Below are 17,838 nucleotides of genomic sequence, written 5' to 3' on the forward strand. Positions count from 1 at the left end.
GCTCAACGAGATCCTTTGCAGATGGAATTACGTGTACAATTACGTGAGACCACACCAGAGCCTGGGTTATCTCACCCCCATGGAGTTCCTGAAGGCGTGGATGGAGGAGAGCAAGGATAGGGATGATGTGTTCACCATGTAGTGAACCAGCACACCCCTTTGCAGGCTTAAGGTATCGTGTGTTTGTCAGTGCAAAGACCTGCGCCGCCGCGCCGGCCCGGGACCGCCTGCGGCGAAGAGATCCGGGGGGTTGCATCCATGGAGGAAATGGTCAGCATAATCATCCCCGCCTACAACGAGGAGGAGGCCATCGCGGACGACATCGAGACCATCCTCGCCACCATGAAAGAGACCTCCTACCGGTGGGAGCTCATCGTGGTGAACGACGGCTCGACGGACAGGACCAGGGAGATAGTGGAGAGGTACCCCGAGGTGAGGCTGGTGAACCACCCCTATAACCTGGGTGGCGGGGCGGCGCGCAACACGGGCATCCGCCGGGCGAGGGGGGATATCGTGGTCATCGCCGACGGCGACGGCACCTACCCCCTGCAGGACATCCCCCGCCTCGTGGAAGCCCTCGAGGACTACGACATGGTGGTGGGAGCGCGCACGAAAGAAGCGGGGACCATGAAACTCCTGCGGACTCCCGCGAAGTGGTTCATACGCAAACTGGCGGAGTTCATGACCAACAGCAGGATCCCTGACCTCAACTCGGGCATGCGTGCCATGCGCAAGGAGACCTTCATGAAATTCATAGACATGCTGCCGCAGGGCCATTCCTGGGTCAGCACCATCACCCTCTCCTTCCTGAGCCGCGGCTACCTGGTGGGTTACCTTCCCATCGACTACTACCCGCGCAAGGGGAAGTCCACCTTCAAGCCCGTGAAGGATTCCATGAACTACCTCATGCTGGTCTACCGCACCGTCATCTGGTTCAACCCCCTGCGCATCTTCCTGCCCCTGGCGCTGCTGCTCCTGCTGGGAGGCGTCGGGAAGGCCGTGGCGGACATGCTCCGTTACCAACTGCACATAGCCACCTCCACGGTGGTCATCCTCATCTCCTCGCTGCAGATCTTCACCATCGGGCTGGTGGCGGACCTCATATCCAAGCGAACGGGACTCTGAGAGAGAAGTGTCCGGTCACAGCGCAGAGCATCCCCGTGGCCCCACATCAGCGCGCTACACACGCCCGGTGAAGGCGTCGCCGGGGAATCCTCCCCCTGCGGCGCCAGCGGCTCTCCCGCGCCGCACGGATGAGAAGGGGTGCGCGCCATGAGCCGGTCCGCCGGGAGGCGCGCGCCCGGCGCAGAGTCTGTGGCCCGGGGTATCGTCTCCCTGGCGGCGAGCCAGGTGGTCTTCATACTGTGCGGATACATCTTCTACGTCTACCTGGCCCGAAAGCTGGGTCCCGCGGACTACGGGCTTTTCGGCTTCGTCTTCACTGTCCTGGTCTGGCTCGAGCTCCTGACATGCGGCGCCAGGGACGTGCTCATCCGTCACCTCAACGCCTTCCCGGGATCACTGCCCCTGGTGCGACGTCCCTTCCTCCTCGCGCAGGCCTACATGTCGCTGGGCTTCACCGCCCTGGCCTATCTCGCCGCCCTGCCCCTTGCCTTTACGCATACACGCTACGGTTCCCTCTTCTTCATCGCCTTTCTCGACCTGCCCCTCATGGGCGTCTACCAGCTTTACGTGGGGTACCTGAACGCTTTCCGCCTCTACACCCGCCAGGCGGTCGCCGTCGCCGTCTACTCCGTGGCCAAGGCCGCGGGAATCATACTCTTCGTGCAGCTCGGTTACGGCGTGGGGGGAGCGCTCTTCGGGAACATATTCTCCACCATCCTCGCCTTCCTCGCCGCCTATGTCTTCTTTCTACCGGCGGGAAAGCGGGTGTATTCCGCCGGAGACGCGGGACCTCCCGCCCCGGAGGCGGGGGCGAGGCCCGCCTTGAGCACCATCGTCAGGAGCTCGTTCCTCTTCGTCCTCGTGCCCCTCTTCTACAACCTCCTCATGAGCATGGACATCTGGGTGGTGAACCTGGTGGTGGGAGGAGAGGCCGTCGGTTTTTACGTGGCCGCCTCCACCGCGGCCAAGAGTGTCTTCTTCCTGTTCTCCGCCTTCTACCTGACACTCTTCCCGGTGGCCGTCTCCTCCTTCCGCGGGGAGGATACGGGAAAGATGCAGCGGATCTTCACCCTCTCCTCCTATATCTTTTTCTGCATCGCCTTCCCCGCCTCTCTGCTCCTCTCGCTCAACGCGGGCGAGGTCACGATGCTAGTCTACGGGGCGGCCTACCAGCGCACCGGGAACATCATCAGAGTGCTTGCCCTGGCCCACTTCCTCCTCGCCCTCAACGTCTACCTGCTCTACCTCCTCTTCGCCTCCGGGCGACAGCGGCAAGCGGTGCGGGTGATCGTATTGACCATAACGCTGGGCGTTGCCGCCATATACCTGCTCACGGCCTGGAAGGGGCAGACGGGAGCGGCGTGCGGCGCCGCCCTCACCACCCTCGCCGGCACCGCCCTCTCCTACCACGACCTGCGCCGCGGAACGGGGCTTTCGTGGCCCATGAAAAGGATCTGCGGGAACGTCCTCTTATCCCTGCTCTGCTTCCTGCCCCTCGCCTTCCTGCCCAAGAGCGAGGCCAACTTCATACCCCTCTCCCTGCTCTTCTCGCTCATCTATTACCTTGCGCTAAGGCACATGGGGTTCCTTGAGGATTTCACGCGCGTTATGCGATGGGGCACGAGGGCACGGCGCTGATCGCCGCACACCACCCCTTCTCTCGCACCAGTACCCCGGCGGCCCGGCCGCCGGAAGAAGGACGGACGTACACCCACGCTGTTCGGCGAGCCGCGAAGCCCCTTGCTGTGCTATCATCATCTTGTCGCACCGCACGCGAGGCGCTGAACCCTTTCAGGCGCGCGCAAGGAAACAAGAAAGCTGGTGACACGAGGAGTTGCGGAAGGTCTGGCAAGAGAAAAGATATGTTTACCTGCTAGCCCTGCTGGTCGGCGCTTTCGCGGTCATCCATTTCGTGATCAACGTCTTCCTGGGGATACACATCGATGAGGCCTGCTGGTGGCTGCTGAGCAAGCATCTGTCCGCTGGCTATTTCTTCCACCCCCCCTTCATAGCCTTCGAACTGGCCTTCCTCGTGAAGCTCTTCGGGGACTCTCCTGCCGCCCTGCGCCTGGGGTCCCTCGTCTTCGTAAGCGCCTCGCTCCCGCTATTCTACCTCCTATGCGTGGAATTCTTCGGGGACCGGAAACGCGCCTTCTATTCCACGCTCGTCCTCTCCCTCCTTCCCATCACCAATTACTGGCTGATGATCGCCAACCAGGACGCGCCCTTCATCTTCTTCTGGCTGCTCACCGTACTGCTGGCCTGGAGGGCGATAAGCGGCGAAAGGAGGTATTACTGGTACCTTGCGGGCCTTTCCTCGGGGCTGCTCATGCTGTGCAAGCTGCAGAGCGCTCTCATCTTCCTGGGCCTCCTCCTCTTCCTGGCCACGCGCCGGGAAGGGCGCGCGTGGTTGAGGAGGAAGGAGCCCTACCTGGCCTTTCTCATCGTGATGGTCATGTTCATCCCCACCCTGGTATGGTACGCCCGGCACGATTTCCAACCCATAATCTACCAGTTGTCCAACCGCCCGGGCTTCGTCAAACACGGCCTCTTCGACTACGTCCTGAAGATAATCAAGCACGTGGGCTGGGAGATGATGGTCCTGACCCCCTTCGTCTACCTGTTGAGCATCTTCGGGGTGGTCCACCACGGCTATCTCGGCTTCAGGAAAAAGAAGGAGGCCTCCCTCTACCTCTTCTGGCTCTCCGCCACCGTGATCGTCTTCTTCACCATCACCGGCGGGCCGCCCTACTGGTCATTCCCCGGCCACATCATATCACTGCTGGCGGGCGCCGCGTCCCTGCCCGTGCTCCTGGAGAAGGCTTCTTCGCGCTTCATTGCCCGCTGGTGGAGGTTCGCGGCGGTGGTGCTGTGCATGGTCGTTCCGCTGCTGGTGAGCTCGTACGTGATCGGCTTCGCCCTCACCCGCTCCCAGCTCCACGTGGGCTGGGACGAGATCGCCGAAGAGGTGCGCCGGGTAAGGCAGGAGATGGACAGCCCCGAGGTCTACCTGGCGGGACCTTACCATTTCCTGGTAAACGGCATCGCCTATCGCCTGAAGGAAGGCGTGGACGGCTACACCCTCCTCTTCCGGGTCTACGAGACGGAGAACTTCGGCGTGGACACCACCTACGACCCCTGGGTCTACGTGGGTGACCTGGTGGGCAAGGACGTCGTCTTCGTGGACGAGGAGGACAACCCCGACGACTACTTCACCCCCTCCTCCTACTGGGAGGAGAAGCTCCCCCCCTACTTCGCGCGCGTGGAGGGTCCGGAGGTCTTCCGGGTGATGCGCGGCGGCGAGGTCTTCCGCACCTTCTACATCTTCAGGTGCTACGGGTTCAAGGGCCCCGACGGAGACATGGACAGGCGGGGCGACATCCGCGACTACCTGGAGAGGACCGGGCAGGATTAAGCCCGGCCCGCGCGGGGCGGCCGTTCAACGCGGCCGCGCCAGCACCATCGTCCAGGGGAAGGGGCTCCTGGTCTCCAGTATCTCCAGGTGTTCGGAGACCAGCCTGCGAAACCCGCCCGGCGACCAGTGGTTGATGTGGCCGGGGGTGTTTCCGAGTCTGCCGAGGTACTTTCCCCGCAGGACGTTGAGGACCCTCCATACGGGCTCCCGGGGCACGCTCAGAAGGACGTACCTGCCCGCAGTCTCCGCCAGCCTGCGCAGCCCCTCCTCGGGGCGCTCGAGGTGCTCCAGCACCTCGCAGCAGACCAGCAGGTCGCACCAGTCGAACGCCTTTTCCAGGTCGTAGATGCTCCTGACGTAGAATTCGATGCCTTTCCCTCCGTGGAGCCTCTCCGCCTCGGCGATAATGTCCGCGGAGAAATCGCACCCCTTGACTGGGGCGACTCCCAGGGAAGCGATGAAAGCGGCCAGGTGGCCCTCCCCGCACCCCACCTCAAGAATGGAGCTTACTCCTTCCGTCTTCTCACGCAGCAAGGCGGCGACGGTTTCGAGGAAGTTGTCGACCATCCTCCTGGCTATGGGGTTGGTGGTATGGTACTTGTCCTCCCGGTTCCCCGCCGGTATTCCCTCTCCGCCTCCCATGTGAGCCTTACCTCCCGTCAGCCCCGGCGCGGGCACAGGAAAATTCCCCCCGCGAGGCGGGGGGAATCACCGTTCCTTCGCAAATAGAAGCCCGGTTATTCCGGCAGCAAGATCACGTCGTCGAACCAGGCGCTTCCCGCAGCCTGCCCCACGGCGGGACCCGACACCTTCAGGCTGACCTTTGCCGAGACCGCTTCCTCCGGGGCAATGGCCTCCATGTAGAGGGGATCCCACTCCAGGCGTGCGAAGTCGTTCTTCACCGCCTGCGTGAGGGAAGTTTCCCCTATCAGCGAGCCCCATTTGTTGAGCCACTTTATACTCATGTCGAGGGTGGCCCCCTTGAGCAGCCGGGTACGGGCGAAGGCGTATAGATTGTAAGCCATACCGGCAGTGACCTTCACGGCGTCGCTCTCCCAGGAACCGCCGTTCCCGCCCGACTTGATCCTGGCGCTGCGGTTGCCGGAGTGCGAGGCCTGGTCGTAGGCGGAGTAGAGGGCGCAATCGTTTCCGGGAAGCCACCCCGCGGGCGGCGCGCCGGCCTCGCCATCCTCGAAGCCGGCGTTGGCCAGCAGTCCGGAGGGAGCTTTCTCTGAAACCTCGATGGTCAGGGTTCGGGCCGCCGTAGTCGCGAGATCCTCGAATACCAGCGCGGCGCCGTGGCGCTTATACCCCACGCCCTCCGCGAGGGGGGCGCCGTCGAGTTTCACCGTCAGCCGGGAAGCCGCGGGCCAGGCGTGTACCAGGCGCAGGGTGGTCCTGCCGCGCACGTCGTTCACGGGAATGACGTGCGGCCCGCTCGCGTTGCTCAACTGCACGGTGAGGGTCCTTCCCGCTTCCAGCGCCAGTCCCGCCTGCATGAGGTCCAGGGTGACCTCCGAGAGGTTGCGCACGCCCAGCGTCACCCCGCCCAGGTCCTCCGCCACCTTCGCGCGCGCGGCACCGGCCTCACTTCCGGCCGCCGCGTCCCTCTTGAAGCGCAGCCAGTAGGAGGCGCTCTCCGCGTCGTCGTAGGTCTTGTAGGCCACCTCGCGCGGGAAGCGTGCCCGCGTGAACTTGCGGAAGAAGGCGACGGTGGTGTAGTAGGACTCGAGGAAGCCGTGTCCCGAGTAGGCGTTGGTGGAGTACTCGGCGTAATAGGGCCCCGCCGCCGACCAGCCCTTCAGCAGGTTGTAGAGGTCCTTGCCGTTGGCGTAGGTGGAGGTCGCCGGGGAATAGGGCGCCGGAGCCTGCACCTGCGCCCACCCGGAGTTGTCATCCTTCCACTTCCACCACAGCACCACCAGGTTCTTGTAATCGTTGGGGAAGATGGAGTCGGTGGCGCCGTGCACGATGCGTATGGGCAGGTTGGCCAGGTTCTCCATGACGTAGCGGGCGCTGTTGTCGCGCATGAGGGGAGTGTCAAGCGTCGCGAGGTCCGGCTGGTCCTCCCTGTCGCTGAGCATCCTCCAGCTCTCGCATATCCTGCCGTCGTTGACGTCCGCGTAAGGCCAACCCGGCTTGTACGGGTAGTGCTCGTTGATGTAGGCGTAATCGTGCACCAGGTCGGAGGCCCCGGCCGCCGGGGATACGGCGGCGAAGAGGCCCGGGTTATGGATGCCCAGCACGTAGGCCCCCACGCCTCCCATTGAGAAGCCGCTCAGGTATACCCGGTTCTCGTCCACCGGGAACAACTCCATGGCCTGGTTGATGCAGTCCAGGATATCCCGTTCCCCGAACTCCAGGTCGTTGGTGAGCCGGAACTCGTCGAACTCGTGCACCCCCCCGTAGCTGCAGATGGAGACCTCGCCCGCCGTCGGTTCGTCCGGCAGGAAGCGCCCGCTGCCGTAAGGCGTGCTCATCTTCGGCTCCTGTATGCTCACGATGTAGTCGTTGATGAAGAGCTGAACGTTGCCGGCGCGCAGGGAGATCTTCACGGTGGTCCAGGGGCTGTCGGAGGCCAGGTTGGCCGTGTTGAGCTCCGACTTGTGGAGCTGGATCCACTCGCCGCCTCTCACCCGGTAGAGGCGCACGTATTTCCTGACACCCGAGGACGTGTTCTCGTTGCTCAGATCGAGGTGGTAGAAATCGCCCTCTCCCGCGCGGCGGAAGTTGACGCCCGCCGCGCTCACCGGGGAGGTGCGCGAGACCTCCATGAGACGCAGCCTTATGTCCCCGTTGGTGGTCCAGGAACCGCTCCTTACCATTTCCTTCCAGCTCGCGGAGGCGTCTTGCTGCGTGCATACCCCACCGGAGGCGCTCCATTTACCGCTGACCGTATTCCACCCCGCCAGGGTCGAGAAGTCGTCGATGATGCGGGGGATCTTGTTGGTCCCGGAATCCTTCGCCAACCCGTCCATGTAGTAGCCGCTGAGATGCCTCCCCCAGGGCTCGATGACGATCCACTTGTTCTTGTTGGCGATGTCCTTCTGCGTGTTGGAGAATGAATTGAGCGAGTTGTTGCAGAGGAACGGGTAACCGCCCAGGGCATGCAGGTCTATCCACAGGGGGTAACTGAGCGATGGGTCGTAGCCGGACGGCAGGTAGATGTTGCAGGGGAGGTTCTGCCCGTCCGCCGTGGATATGAAATCGTAGCGCACCACCGTCCCCGCCTTGGGCGTCCCGAAGGGCGGGTCGGCGCACCCGGTGGAGAACGGGGCGACCACGCACACCAGCGCGGCAACGAGGATAAAAATAAAAAAGCGTGCTCTTCTTCTCACCAATCACACCCCCATGAGCAAGTTGTTTCCATGGCGTTTTGCTTCCATATATCCTTCTACCGGCAATTCCCTATTCCAAGGAAAAAATATACTTTTTACGGGAAAATGTCAACTTCCGTCCTCTCCTCTATCAGGAAAAACGCCGTCCCCTGCGGAGAGCGGAAACGTGCGCTCACCGTTTACGGCGCCCCCCGGACAGGGACCCATCCTCCGCCTGTGGCGGGAGGAGGGGTCGCCGCGCGGGGGCAAGCGTCGCACGGTGACCCGGGAAGCGGCATGACGCGGCAAATAAAACGGAAAACGGCATATATTGTCAAAAGCCGCGGCTTTGTATAAAATATTTACGCTTTTCCATGAATAACGAAGGTTTCGAGCGTCCACGTACAAGAAGGCGACGATCAGGGATGGTCGTCGTCTGGCGCATAAAGGCGGGGAGATGAAAGCTCTCATCCTGAGCTGGGAATACCCACCTCGCATCGTCGGCGGCCTGGGAACCCACGTGCACCAACTGGCGGTCAATCTCGCCCGCCTGGGAGTGAACGTGCACGTGGTCACCAAGGACTCGCCGGGCTCCCCAGATTACGAGGAAGCCGAGGGCGTGCAGATCCACCGCGTTCCGCTCTACCCGCCGCAGATACCACAGGACGACTGGGTATCCTGGACGCTGCAGTTCAACGTGGCCCTGCTGGAAAGGGCGGTGCCCCTCATCAACGAGAGGATCGGCAAGGTGCACGTGCTGCACGCACACGACTGGCTGGTGGCCCACGCGGCCATAGCCCTCAAACACGCCTACCGCATCCCGCTGGTGGCCACCATACACGCCACGGAGTACGGACGCCACCAGGGCAACCTCCCCGGCCCCATGCAGAAGATCATCCACCAGATCGAGTGGTGGCTCACCTTCGAGAGCGTGCGCACCATATGCTGCAGCAACTACATGCGCGACGAGGTGGTGCGCATCTTCGAGCTCCCACCGGACAAGGTGACGGTCATCCCCAACGGGATCGAATACGACCTCTTCGCGGTGGACGCGGAGCGCGAGATGATACGCCGCCAGTTCATCCATCCCGACCGGAGAATGGTCTTCTTCGTGGGGCGGCTGGTGTACGAGAAGGGGGTGCAGACGGTCATCGAGGCCATGCCCAAGGTGCTCGAGGAGGTGCCCGACCTGCGCTTCCTGGTGGCCGGCACGGGACCCCACGCGCGCGCCCTGCAGGCCATGATCGAGGAGTTCGGGCTGGGTGAGAAGATAAGGCTGCTGGGCTTCGTGGATACCGACGTGCTGGTCAAGTTCTACAAGTGTGCCGACCTCACCGTGGTACCCAGCCTCTACGAGCCCTTCGGCATGGTGGTGCTGGAGGCCATGGTGGCGGGTTGCCCGGTGATCGTTGCAGATACCGGGGGGCTCAAGGAGATCGTCATTCACGAGGAAACGGGGCTCTGTTTCCAGCCCGGCGACCCGCAGTCGCTGGCCCAGGCCATGATCAGGGTGCTGAAGGACGAGGGGCTGGCGCAGAAGCTCACCGGCGACGCGCGGAAATTCATCGGTGAGAAGTACAACTGGGGACGCATCGCACGACACACCATGGCTATATACGAAAGGTCCGTGCGGGAATACGAGTACCGGCCCCGTGCCCTGCACGTATGCCCTCCCCTGCCGGAACGAGCGCAAGGGTAGCTGACCCTCCGCGGCGCCGCAACCCGTCGCCTGAAGAAAGACGCGTGAGGCCATGGACCAGGAGCTGAAGAAGAGCCTCGACCGCATTTTCCACCCCTCATCCGTCGCCATCGCGGGCGTATCCGAGCGCAGGGACAGTCCGGGGACCCTCTTCCTTCGTTCCCTGCTGGACATGGGGTTCCCCGGCGACCTCCACCCGGTGAACCCCCGCTACGCCGAGATCATGGGCATGCGCTGCTACCCGGACATCACCTCCCTGCCGCGCGTGCCGGACCTGGCCATACTGAGCGTGCCGCCGGAGGCCGTCCCTCCCCTGGTGCGCGAATGCGCCGCCGCAGGGGTGGGAGGGTGCGTGATCAACACTGCCGGTTTCTCCGAGAGCGGCCGTCCCGAGGGGAGGAGGCTCGAGGAGGAGATACGGCAGGCGAAAGAGGGCAGCGCCCTGCGGCTGGTGGGGCCGAACTGCATGGGGATATACTCCTCCCGCGGTCGCGTGGCTCTCTTCGCGGGCATGTTCCCCGTCACGGGCCGTGCCGGCATGATATCGCAGAGCGGCTCCATCTCCAGCATAAGCTTCCTTACGGGGATGGAGAGGGGCATACTCTTCGACAAGATCGTCTCCAGCGGCAACGAGCTCGACCTCAACTGTTCCGATTTCCTGGCCTACCTCGCCGAGGACGCCTCCGTGGAGATCATCATGGCCTACCTTGAGGAGGTGCGCGAGGCGAGGCGCTTCCTCGCCGTCGCCGCAAGCCTGCGGGGGAGAAAACCCCTCCTGGTGTTCAAGGGCGGCCTCACCCCGGCCGGCAACAGGGCCGCCGCCAGCCACACCGCCGCGCTGGGGGGAAACGCGGAGATCCTGGAGGGAGCAGCGCGACAGGCAGGGATCATCCTGGTGGAGGACCTGGGACAGATGCTCGACATCGCCGCCGCCCTCTACCACCTGCCCCCGCCACGCGGACGCCGGGTGGCCATCGTCAGCTCGCCGGGCGGCCTGGGGGTCAACTCCGCCGACGCGGTGGAGAGGGCCGGCCTCCAGACCGCCGTGCTCTCCGCGCAGACCGTCGCCGAACTCTCCTCCTTCCTTCCCGGCGAGGGCACCAGTTTCTCCAACCCGGTCGACCTCGGGTTCGGTGCCGTGGTTCCCGGCAATTACCGGCGCGTACTCGAGATCCTGGACCGCGACCCCGGCGTGGACATCATCCTCGCGGTGGGCAGCGCCCCGGCTTCGCGCGACGGCGACATCGGGCTGCTCAAGAGCATCACGGACGAGGTGCTCGAGGCGCGGCAGCGCATGGATACTCCCGTCGTCGTGGTGCTCTTTCCCAGCGCCTTCGCGGCCCCCCACGCGGCGAGGCTGCACGCCGCCGCGGTGCCCGCCTACCTGACCCCCACGGCCGCCTGCCTCTCCCTCCGCCGCTACGTGGACTTCCACCGCGCCGCTGGACGTACGTGAGACCGGGGCCGGCAGCCAGGACCTCAACTCGGCGAGCATGTCTTCCCGCCGTTGCTCGCGCTGAAGGACGTACGTGAGACCGGGGCCGGCAGCCAGGACCTCAATGCAGGGATTCCCGCAGCTTCCGGGCTGCCTCCTCCGGGTCCACCACGTTGATGTGCATGCCGCTGGCCATCTCGAACCCGGCCACCACCGCCAGGCGGGGCACCAGCTCCAGGTGGTAGTGGTAGTAATGGTAATCCTTGCCATCACAGGGCGCGGCATGCAACCAGAGGTTGTAGGGAGGATCGCCGAGGGCATGGGCCAGCGCCGCGAGGGTGCGCGTGAGGATGTCGGCCATCGCCCGCAGTTCGCCGTCGCGCGCTCTCCCGAAGTCGGGTTCGTGGCGGCGGGGGACGAACCATGTCTCGTAGGGGAGACGCGAGGCGAAGGGCGCCAGGGCCGTCCAGCCGCCGTTCTCCAGGACGACGCGTCCCCCGCGGCGGGCTTCCTCCCGCTCCGCGCAGAGGGGGCAGCCGCGGTCGTGATGTCCGCGCGCGTTGCGCAACTCGTCCCGCACGGCGCGGGGCACCAGCGGCAGGGCGAAGGCCTGCGTGTGGGGATGCGCGAGCGAGGCGCCAGCCTCGCGACCATGGTTGACGATGAAGATGACCTGCTTCACGCCGGCAAGGGCGCACAGGGCTCGGTAGCGGAGCCGGTAGGCGTGCATGAGCCGCAACGCGTCGTCCGGTCCCATGCGCGAGAGGGGCAGGTCGTGCACGGGCGTGTGGATTATGACCTCGTGACGTCCCCGCGCCGTGCGCCCGCCCCTGCCGCTGGCGCTTGGCGGGAAGCCCTCTCCCTCTTCCCCCTCCAGCGCGGGGTAGAGGTTGGGGATCACGCGGATCTTCCATCCCGGGGTATCGGGCACCCCGCCCTCCCTCCCCTCCGCCCACACCTCCGGTGGGGTGAGGGCCTCGTTGCCGGGGCAGAAAGGGCAGGGGGAGGCGGCACCGCTCGCTCCCCTTTCGACCCCCGCGGGCGCTGCGCCCTCCCCCGCCATGCCCCCCGGCCGCCGGGAACGGGACGGGGCGAGTATGGTCCACCAGCCGCCGAGGGGGTCCCGCCTCAACTGCGGGTGAGAAGAGCCGCATGGACGGCGTTCAGGGTGATCTACCAAGCGATTCCCCACGCGACACCTTCCTTTCAGGCGGGATGCCTCAACGCCGCGGCGTCACGCCTCCTTATCCCCTTGCCCCGCGGCGCGGGCCTTCGCGTCCTCTCGCGCTCCCCGCAGGCTTCCGCCCATGGAAGCCAGGGGAGGGGCTCCCTCACGGGACGCTCTCCGCCGCCCCTCCCTCTTCCCCCTCCCCCTTCTCGGCATAAGGACGGGGCCGCCAGGCGATCACCCGTGCCGGCACACCGCCCACCACCGCGTAGGGAGGCACGTCACGGTTCACCAGGCTCAGGGCCCCGATCACGGACCCCTTACCCACCGTGACCCCGCGCAGGATGCAGGCCTTCGCGCCGATCCACGTGTCCCCCTCGAGGCGTATCACGTCCTTGGTGATGCCCTGGGAGCGTATGGGGATGACGGGGTCCCAGTAGTTGTGGTCGAAGTCCACGACGTAGACCGAGTCGGCGAAAAGGCAGTTGGGCCCGATATATATCCCCGTGTAGCAGTTTATGGTGTTGTCGCTCCCGAAGATGGTGTGGTCCCCTATGTGCAGCTCGCCCTCGTGGCACCTGATGGCGTTGTTCCTCCCTATCCAGACCCACCGCCCGATGCTCATGCGCCCCCCCTTCCGCAACACCACCTCGTAACGCCTGGGCAGGAAGAAGAAGCCGTTCGTCTTCACGCGGGGATGCAGCACCTTGAAGCGCAGGAAACGATAGAGGAAGACCCAGTAACGCGGGGTGTACATGCGCCTCTCGACGATGAAGCGGATGTTGCGCTTCAGCCAGCGAAGACCTCGCGGCCTTACCGCTTCACCGGGATCCCGCTCCCCTTCTGCCGCGGGCACACGCGACGTCCCCACCGTTTCGCTTTCCTTGCTCATGAAGTCCTCCGCGGCTCCGGGACGACGTGCCGCGCCCCCTCCCGTCACTTCCTCAGGCAGAGGATGAGGTTGTAGAACCACTCCCGGGGCAGGTACCGGTAGAGCTTCTCGTCCCAGGAGCGCACACGCTTGTACGTGTTGTAGGCCCCCCAGCGCCAGCGGTCGCTGATGTTCTCCTCGCTGACGCTGTTCTCCACCGTGCGGAATATCCATCCTATGAAGCTGGAGAGCAGCTCCTCGCTCTCGAAGCGCGCCTCCCGGAACCCCGCCTCCCGCGCCATCTCGCATAATTCCCGTGGATGGAAGGTGTGGATATCGACCATGAACTCCAGCTCCTGCAGCTCGTGGTCATCCTGCGAGTCGCCGGCATGGTAATCCCTCAGCTTCACCCTTTTCTTCCCCAGCCTTCCTCCCAGGCGCGCATACCATTTTATACCATGGTTGGCGAGCTCCTTGGCCACCCTGGCCAGGCGGTGCCCGGCGACGGTGGGCTCCCCCGCCACGATGCAGCGGCCTCCCGGCTTGAGGACCCTGTGTATCTCCCGCAGGGAGGCGCGCAGGTCGGGAAGGTGATGGAGGACCGCGTGCCCTATGACCAGGTCGAAAAAGTCGTCCTCGTAGGGAAGGCGTTCCGCATCGGCACGCTGCAGGTGCACCTTTATCCCCAGGCGCTCCGCGTTATCGCGGCAGACGTCCAGCATGCCCTGGGAGATGTCGCAGCCCCAGGCCTCCTCCAGCACTCCCGCCAGGCCCAGGTTCAGCATGGCGTAGCCGGTGCCGCAACCTATCTCCATAACCCTGACGCCGCGCGGAAACGGCTCACCGAGCCCCAGCTCGAACTTGGAAAGGACGAAGCCGGCCATGTCCTCGTCGAAGCGTATGGCCCACTTCTGGTCGTACTCACGGCTGGTCTCGTCGTGAAATACTATGTTGGCTTCCTTTACATCCATAGGAATGATTATATGTATGGCATCTTGCCGGGACAACCTGCGTGAAAAGTCCGCGCAGGATCCGTGCCGCGGGGAGCGTGCGAGGGAGAGGGAACGAGGGGGCGCCGCCGCGCTCCCGCATCGTGGAACGAGGGGGGCGCAGCCGCGCTCCCGCATTGCACTCCCGCATTATAACTCCCGCATTATAGAATGAACGGGAGAAAAGGAGAGGAGGATGTCTTGCGAGAGATGAAGCGGGGAGGGGAAGGCCTCTACCTGCGACGCTGGTGGGCGCCCGGGGACGTGGTGATAGTCCTGGGAGTGGTGGCCCTGAGCGTTTTCCTCATCCTCCAGAGCGTGGCCGGGGCCGGCGGCAGCGGCCTGGAGGCGCGGGTGAGCGCCAACGGTAAGGAGGTGGCGCGCGTCTCGTTGCGGGAAGGCGACCGCTCCCTGACCGTCGAGGGATTCCAGGGAAGGAGCACCCTGGAGGTGCGGGGAGGGCGGGTGCGCATGGTGGATTCCGCTTGTCCGGACAAACTCTGCGTTCACACCGGCTGGATATCCCGTCCCGGAGAGAGCATCGTCTGCCTCCCCAACCGCGTGGTCATCGAGATAGAGGGCGGAGAAGGAGAGCCGGATGTGGTCAACCGCTGACCGCGTGCGCAGGGTCCCCATCCCCCCCGGCGACCGCCGCGCCTACCTGGTAAGCCGCCTGGGTCTGCTGGTGGCGCTGGGCCTGGTGCTGCAGATCCTGGAGGGCATGCTCCCGCCCGTGCTTCCCCTTCCCGGCGCCAAGCTGGGGCTGGCCAACCTGGCCACCATCATCGCCCTGGTCAGCATGGGTACCTGGGAGGCCCTGGTGGTCAACGTGCTGCGCTGCCTCCTGGGCGGGCTCCTCAGGGGAAGCTTCATCGGCCTGACCCTCAGCCTCGCCGCCGGCACCGCCGCGACCCTGGTGATGGCGGCCGTCCGCGCCTCGAGGCTTCCGGGGGTATCCCTCACGGGGATGAGCGTCGCCGGCGCGGTGACCCACAACGCCGCCCAGCTGGGAGTGGCCGTCTGGCTTGTCGGTTTCCCGGGGCTGCGCCATTACCTGCCCTACCTCCTGCTCATCGCCGTCCCCACCGGATTCGTCATAGGCATCGTCGCCCGCCGGCTCCTCCTCGCCCTGTCCGGGGGCCTCGCGGCTGCAAGGGACCGGTCCCCGTCGCATTCTCCGTCGCATATATGGGATAATATTCCAGATAGCGAGCGGCCCGGCGGAGAACCCGCGCTCCGAGTAAGCGGCGCGAGGGAGCGGGAGGCCGCGGCAGTCGGGAAGGCCGCGGCGGCGCCGGAGCGGGCGCCCGCGCGCCGCGGAGTTGCCGTTCTCTTCGAGGGGGTCTCTCTGAGCTACCCCGGGCGTGAAGGCTCCTTCGCACTGCGGGACGTCGACCTTTCCGTGGGGGAAGGCGAGTTCGTGGCCGTGACGGGACCCAACGGCTCCGGGAAGTCCACCCTCTGCCGCCTGGTCAACGGGCTCCTGCTCCCCACGGAGGGAAGGGTCACCGTGCACGGCCTGGATACTTCCCTCCCCGCCGACCTTACCGCCATCCGCGCCAGCGTGGGCATGATCATGCAGGACCCCGACCACCAGATCGTCGCCTCCACGGTGGAGGAAGACGTGGCCTTCGGGCCGGAGAACCTGGGCCTTCCCCGGGAGGAGATAGCCGTCCGGGTGGAGGAGGCCCTGCGCCTCGCCGGCCTCGCCGCAATGCGTCGCCGCCAGTCCCACCTTCTCTCCCTGGGGGAGAAGAAGCGCCTCGCGCTGGCGGGAGCGCTGGCCATGCGTCCCCGCCTCCTCCTCTGCGACGAGTGCACGGAGATGCTCGACGCCCCCGGCCGCGAGGAACTGCTCTTGACCCTGCTCCGCCTGCGGGAGGAGCACGGCCTGACCCTGCTCTTCGTCACGCACCGCCCCGACGAGATGCTCCTCGCCGACCGCCTCCTGCTGCTGGAAGGAGGTAGGATCACCTACGACGGCACGCCGCGGGCGTTTTTCCAGGAAAAGGAAATCCTCGAGCGTTGCCGCCTGCGCCCGCCGCAGCTCCTGCTCCTGGCCAGGGAACTGGAGGAGCGGGGACTGCGCGTCTCCCCTTGCCCGTCCGGGGTCCCCGAGCTGGTGGAGGAGATATGTGCCTCACCCTGAAGGACGTGCGTTTCACCTACCTGCCCGGGACCCCCATGGCCAGGGAGGTGCTGCGCGGCGTGGACCTTGAGGTGCGCGAGGGCGAGGTGCTCTGCCTCATGGGCCGCACGGGGGCCGGGAAATCCACCCTGCTCCAGGTGGCCTCGGGACTCCTCGCCCCCTCGGGGGGGCGCATCCTCCTGGACGGAAGGCGTACGGACTCCTCCCGCAGGCCACGGCAGGCCCTGCGCGGCGCGGTCGGCGCGCTCCTGCAGTCTCCGTCCTCGCAGCTCTTCGCCGAGACGGTGGAAAGGGACGTCTCCTTCGGCCTGCGGGACCTCTCCCTCTCCCCTTCCGAGACGAGGGCGAGGGCACATGAAGCCCTGCGCCTGGTGGGGCTGGACCCCGCCGCCTACGCCGGCCTCTCTCCCTTTGCCCTCAGCGAGGGGGAGATGCGGCGCGTGGCCCTGGCCGGCGTGCTGGTCACGCGCCCCCGTTTTCTGCTCCTGGACGAACCGTTCAGCGGCCTGGACGGCCAGGGGAGGGAGGGTCTCGCGACGATACTCTCCTCCCTGCGCCGTGAGGGCACGGGGATCCTCATGGCGACGCATGACTGGGAGGAGGTGACGCAGCTCGCAGACCGCGTGGCGGTGCTCACAGAAGGACGCATCGCCATGTGCGGGGCTAGGGATACGGTCGTCGCGGACGTGGAGGGCCTGGTCCGGGCGGGGCTGCGCCCCCCTCCCCTGGCGGAGGTGTTTCACGAGCTGAGGGCCAGGGGCTTTGCCCTCCCCGGCGTCGTCCTCGACGCGCGGGAAGCGGCGCAGGCCATCATCTCGTGCCGGCAGGCCGCGGGGGGGAGGGAAAGATGAAGGGGCTTCATCGCATCCGCCTGGGGCAGCATTACGCCGTCCCCTCTCCCGTGCACCGCCTGGACGCCCGCAGCAAGCTCCTCTGCGCCCTGGCCCTCCTGGTGGGCGCCTTCGCCATCCGCGGAGCCGCGGGGATCCTGGTGCTCGCCTTCTTCTCCCTCCTCGTCATCTACCTGGCCAAGCTCCCTCCCCGGCAGGTACTTGCGGGGTTGCGCTCGGTCCTCGTACTCCTCGTCATCACCGCCCTTGTCCAGCTGCTCTTCTCTCCCGGCCGGGTGTTGTGGCGATGGGGGCCGTTCTCCATAACCAACACGGGCGTGGAGAACGGCGTGGTCTTCACCATGCGCCTGGCGCTTGCCGTCATTCTGCTGGTCATCCTGACCATGACCACCGGGCCGGTGGAGCTCCTGGGAGGCATGGAGTACTTCCTCTCGCCGCTGGGAAAGCTGGGTTTCCCGGTGCGGGAAACGGCCATGATACTGGCGACCGCCTTCCGCTTCCTCCCCGTCATGCTGGGACGTGCCGGGGAGATAGCGAAGGCGCAGGAGGCGCGGGGGGCCGACTTCTCCAGCGGCAATCCCCTGCGGCGTGCGCGGTCCCTGCTCCCCCTCTTCATCCCCCTCTTCAACAGCTGCTTCCGCGACGCGGAGGAACTGGGAGCCGCCATGGCGGCCCGCGGCTACCGCGGCGGGGCGGGACGCACCTCCCACCGTACCGCCCGGCCCGGCCTGCCGGACGCTGTCGCGCTCATCATCGTGGGCGCAGTGTTGGCCCTCGCCTCCCTGGTGCCGGCCTGACCCCTTCCGATAGCTTCCCGGA

The 17,838-nt window shown here is 65.7% G+C and carries 15 protein-coding genes; 10 read left to right on the forward strand and 5 right to left on the reverse strand.

Annotation, left to right across the window (positions count from 1 at the left end; genetic code table 11):
* The 4 genes from H5T73_12045 to H5T73_12060 form a co-directional block, all read left to right on the forward strand.
* Window positions 1–142 (forward strand): transposase (locus H5T73_12045; GenBank protein ID MBC7248490.1); only part of this gene is annotated, 142 nt, incomplete at its 5' end.
* Window positions 143–258: 116 nt separating this feature from the next.
* Window positions 259–1,125, forward strand: coding sequence for a glycosyltransferase family 2 protein (locus H5T73_12050; protein MBC7248491.1), 867 nt, complete (start codon window positions 259–261; stop codon window positions 1,123–1,125).
* A gap of 147 nt (window positions 1,126–1,272) precedes the next feature.
* Complete coding sequence (locus tag H5T73_12055; GenBank protein MBC7248492.1) at window positions 1,273–2,763, forward strand: oligosaccharide flippase family protein; 1,491 nt, start codon at window positions 1,273–1,275, stop codon at window positions 2,761–2,763.
* Window positions 2,764–2,959: 196 nt separating this feature from the next.
* Window positions 2,960–4,540 (forward strand): glycosyltransferase family 39 protein, encoded by a 1,581-nt coding sequence (locus H5T73_12060; GenBank protein ID MBC7248493.1) that lies wholly within the window; start codon window positions 2,960–2,962, stop codon window positions 4,538–4,540.
* 24 nt (window positions 4,541–4,564) lie between these two features.
* Here the strand turns inward: H5T73_12060 and H5T73_12065 are convergent, their stop codons facing one another.
* Together H5T73_12065 and H5T73_12070 are read right to left on the reverse strand one after the other, a co-directional pair.
* Window positions 4,565–5,182, reverse strand: a complete 618-nt coding sequence (locus tag H5T73_12065) for a class I SAM-dependent methyltransferase (GenBank protein MBC7248494.1) — start codon at window positions 5,180–5,182, stop codon at window positions 4,565–4,567.
* A 95-nt stretch (window positions 5,183–5,277) separates the two neighbouring features.
* Window positions 5,278–7,878, reverse strand: a complete 2,601-nt coding sequence (locus tag H5T73_12070; GenBank protein MBC7248495.1) for a hypothetical protein — start codon at window positions 7,876–7,878, stop codon at window positions 5,278–5,280.
* 436 nt (window positions 7,879–8,314) lie between these two features.
* On the opposite strand from H5T73_12070, the gene H5T73_12075 reads away from it, so the two are divergent.
* Window positions 8,315–9,556, forward strand: coding sequence for a glycosyltransferase family 4 protein (locus tag H5T73_12075; GenBank protein ID MBC7248496.1), 1,242 nt, complete (start codon window positions 8,315–8,317; stop codon window positions 9,554–9,556).
* A 52-nt stretch (window positions 9,557–9,608) separates the two neighbouring features.
* On the forward strand, window positions 9,609–11,012 hold the full coding sequence (locus H5T73_12080; GenBank protein ID MBC7248497.1) for a CoA-binding protein: 1,404 nt from the start codon (window positions 9,609–9,611) through the stop codon (window positions 11,010–11,012).
* Between the two features lie 100 nt (window positions 11,013–11,112).
* Here the strand turns inward: H5T73_12080 and H5T73_12085 are convergent, their stop codons facing one another.
* From H5T73_12085 to H5T73_12095, 3 genes are all read right to left on the reverse strand, one after another.
* On the reverse strand, window positions 11,113–12,123 hold the full coding sequence (locus tag H5T73_12085) for a DUF4921 family protein (protein ID MBC7248498.1): 1,011 nt from the start codon (window positions 12,121–12,123) through the stop codon (window positions 11,113–11,115).
* Between the two features lie 199 nt (window positions 12,124–12,322).
* Entirely contained in the window at window positions 12,323–12,916 is a 594-nt protein-coding gene (locus H5T73_12090) for an acyltransferase (protein ID MBC7248499.1), read from the reverse strand.
* Window positions 12,917–13,095: 179 nt separating this feature from the next.
* Window positions 13,096–14,001, reverse strand: a complete 906-nt coding sequence (locus H5T73_12095) for a class I SAM-dependent methyltransferase (GenBank protein ID MBC7248500.1) — start codon at window positions 13,999–14,001, stop codon at window positions 13,096–13,098.
* 219 nt (window positions 14,002–14,220) lie between these two features.
* Between H5T73_12095 and H5T73_12100 the strand changes: the two genes are divergently transcribed.
* The 4 genes from H5T73_12100 to H5T73_12115 are packed head-to-tail and all read left to right on the forward strand — an operon-like array spanning window position 14,221 to window position 17,816.
* The gene (locus tag H5T73_12100) at window positions 14,221–14,634 is read left to right on the forward strand and encodes a NusG domain II-containing protein (GenBank protein ID MBC7248501.1); all 414 of its coding nucleotides are present in this window, start codon (window positions 14,221–14,223) and stop codon (window positions 14,632–14,634) included.
* Window positions 14,618–16,168, forward strand: a complete 1,551-nt coding sequence (locus tag H5T73_12105; GenBank protein MBC7248502.1) for a Gx transporter family protein — start codon at window positions 14,618–14,620, stop codon at window positions 16,166–16,168. The genes H5T73_12100 and H5T73_12105 overlap by 17 nt, the downstream gene beginning before the upstream one ends.
* Entirely contained in the window at window positions 16,153–17,019 is an 867-nt protein-coding gene (locus tag H5T73_12110) for an ATP-binding cassette domain-containing protein (GenBank protein MBC7248503.1), read from the forward strand. The genes H5T73_12105 and H5T73_12110 overlap by 16 nt, the downstream gene beginning before the upstream one ends.
* Window positions 17,016–17,816: an energy-coupling factor transporter transmembrane protein EcfT gene (locus H5T73_12115; GenBank protein ID MBC7248504.1), complete on the forward strand. Its 801-nt coding sequence runs from the start codon at window positions 17,016–17,018 to the stop codon at window positions 17,814–17,816. Before H5T73_12110 ends, H5T73_12115 begins: the two co-directional genes overlap by 4 nt.
* Window positions 17,817–17,838: the final 22 nt, after the last annotated feature.

The organism is Actinomycetota bacterium, assembly GCA_014360655.1.
Lineage (GTDB): Bacteria > Actinomycetota > Geothermincolia > Geothermincolales > RBG-13-55-18 > JACIXC01.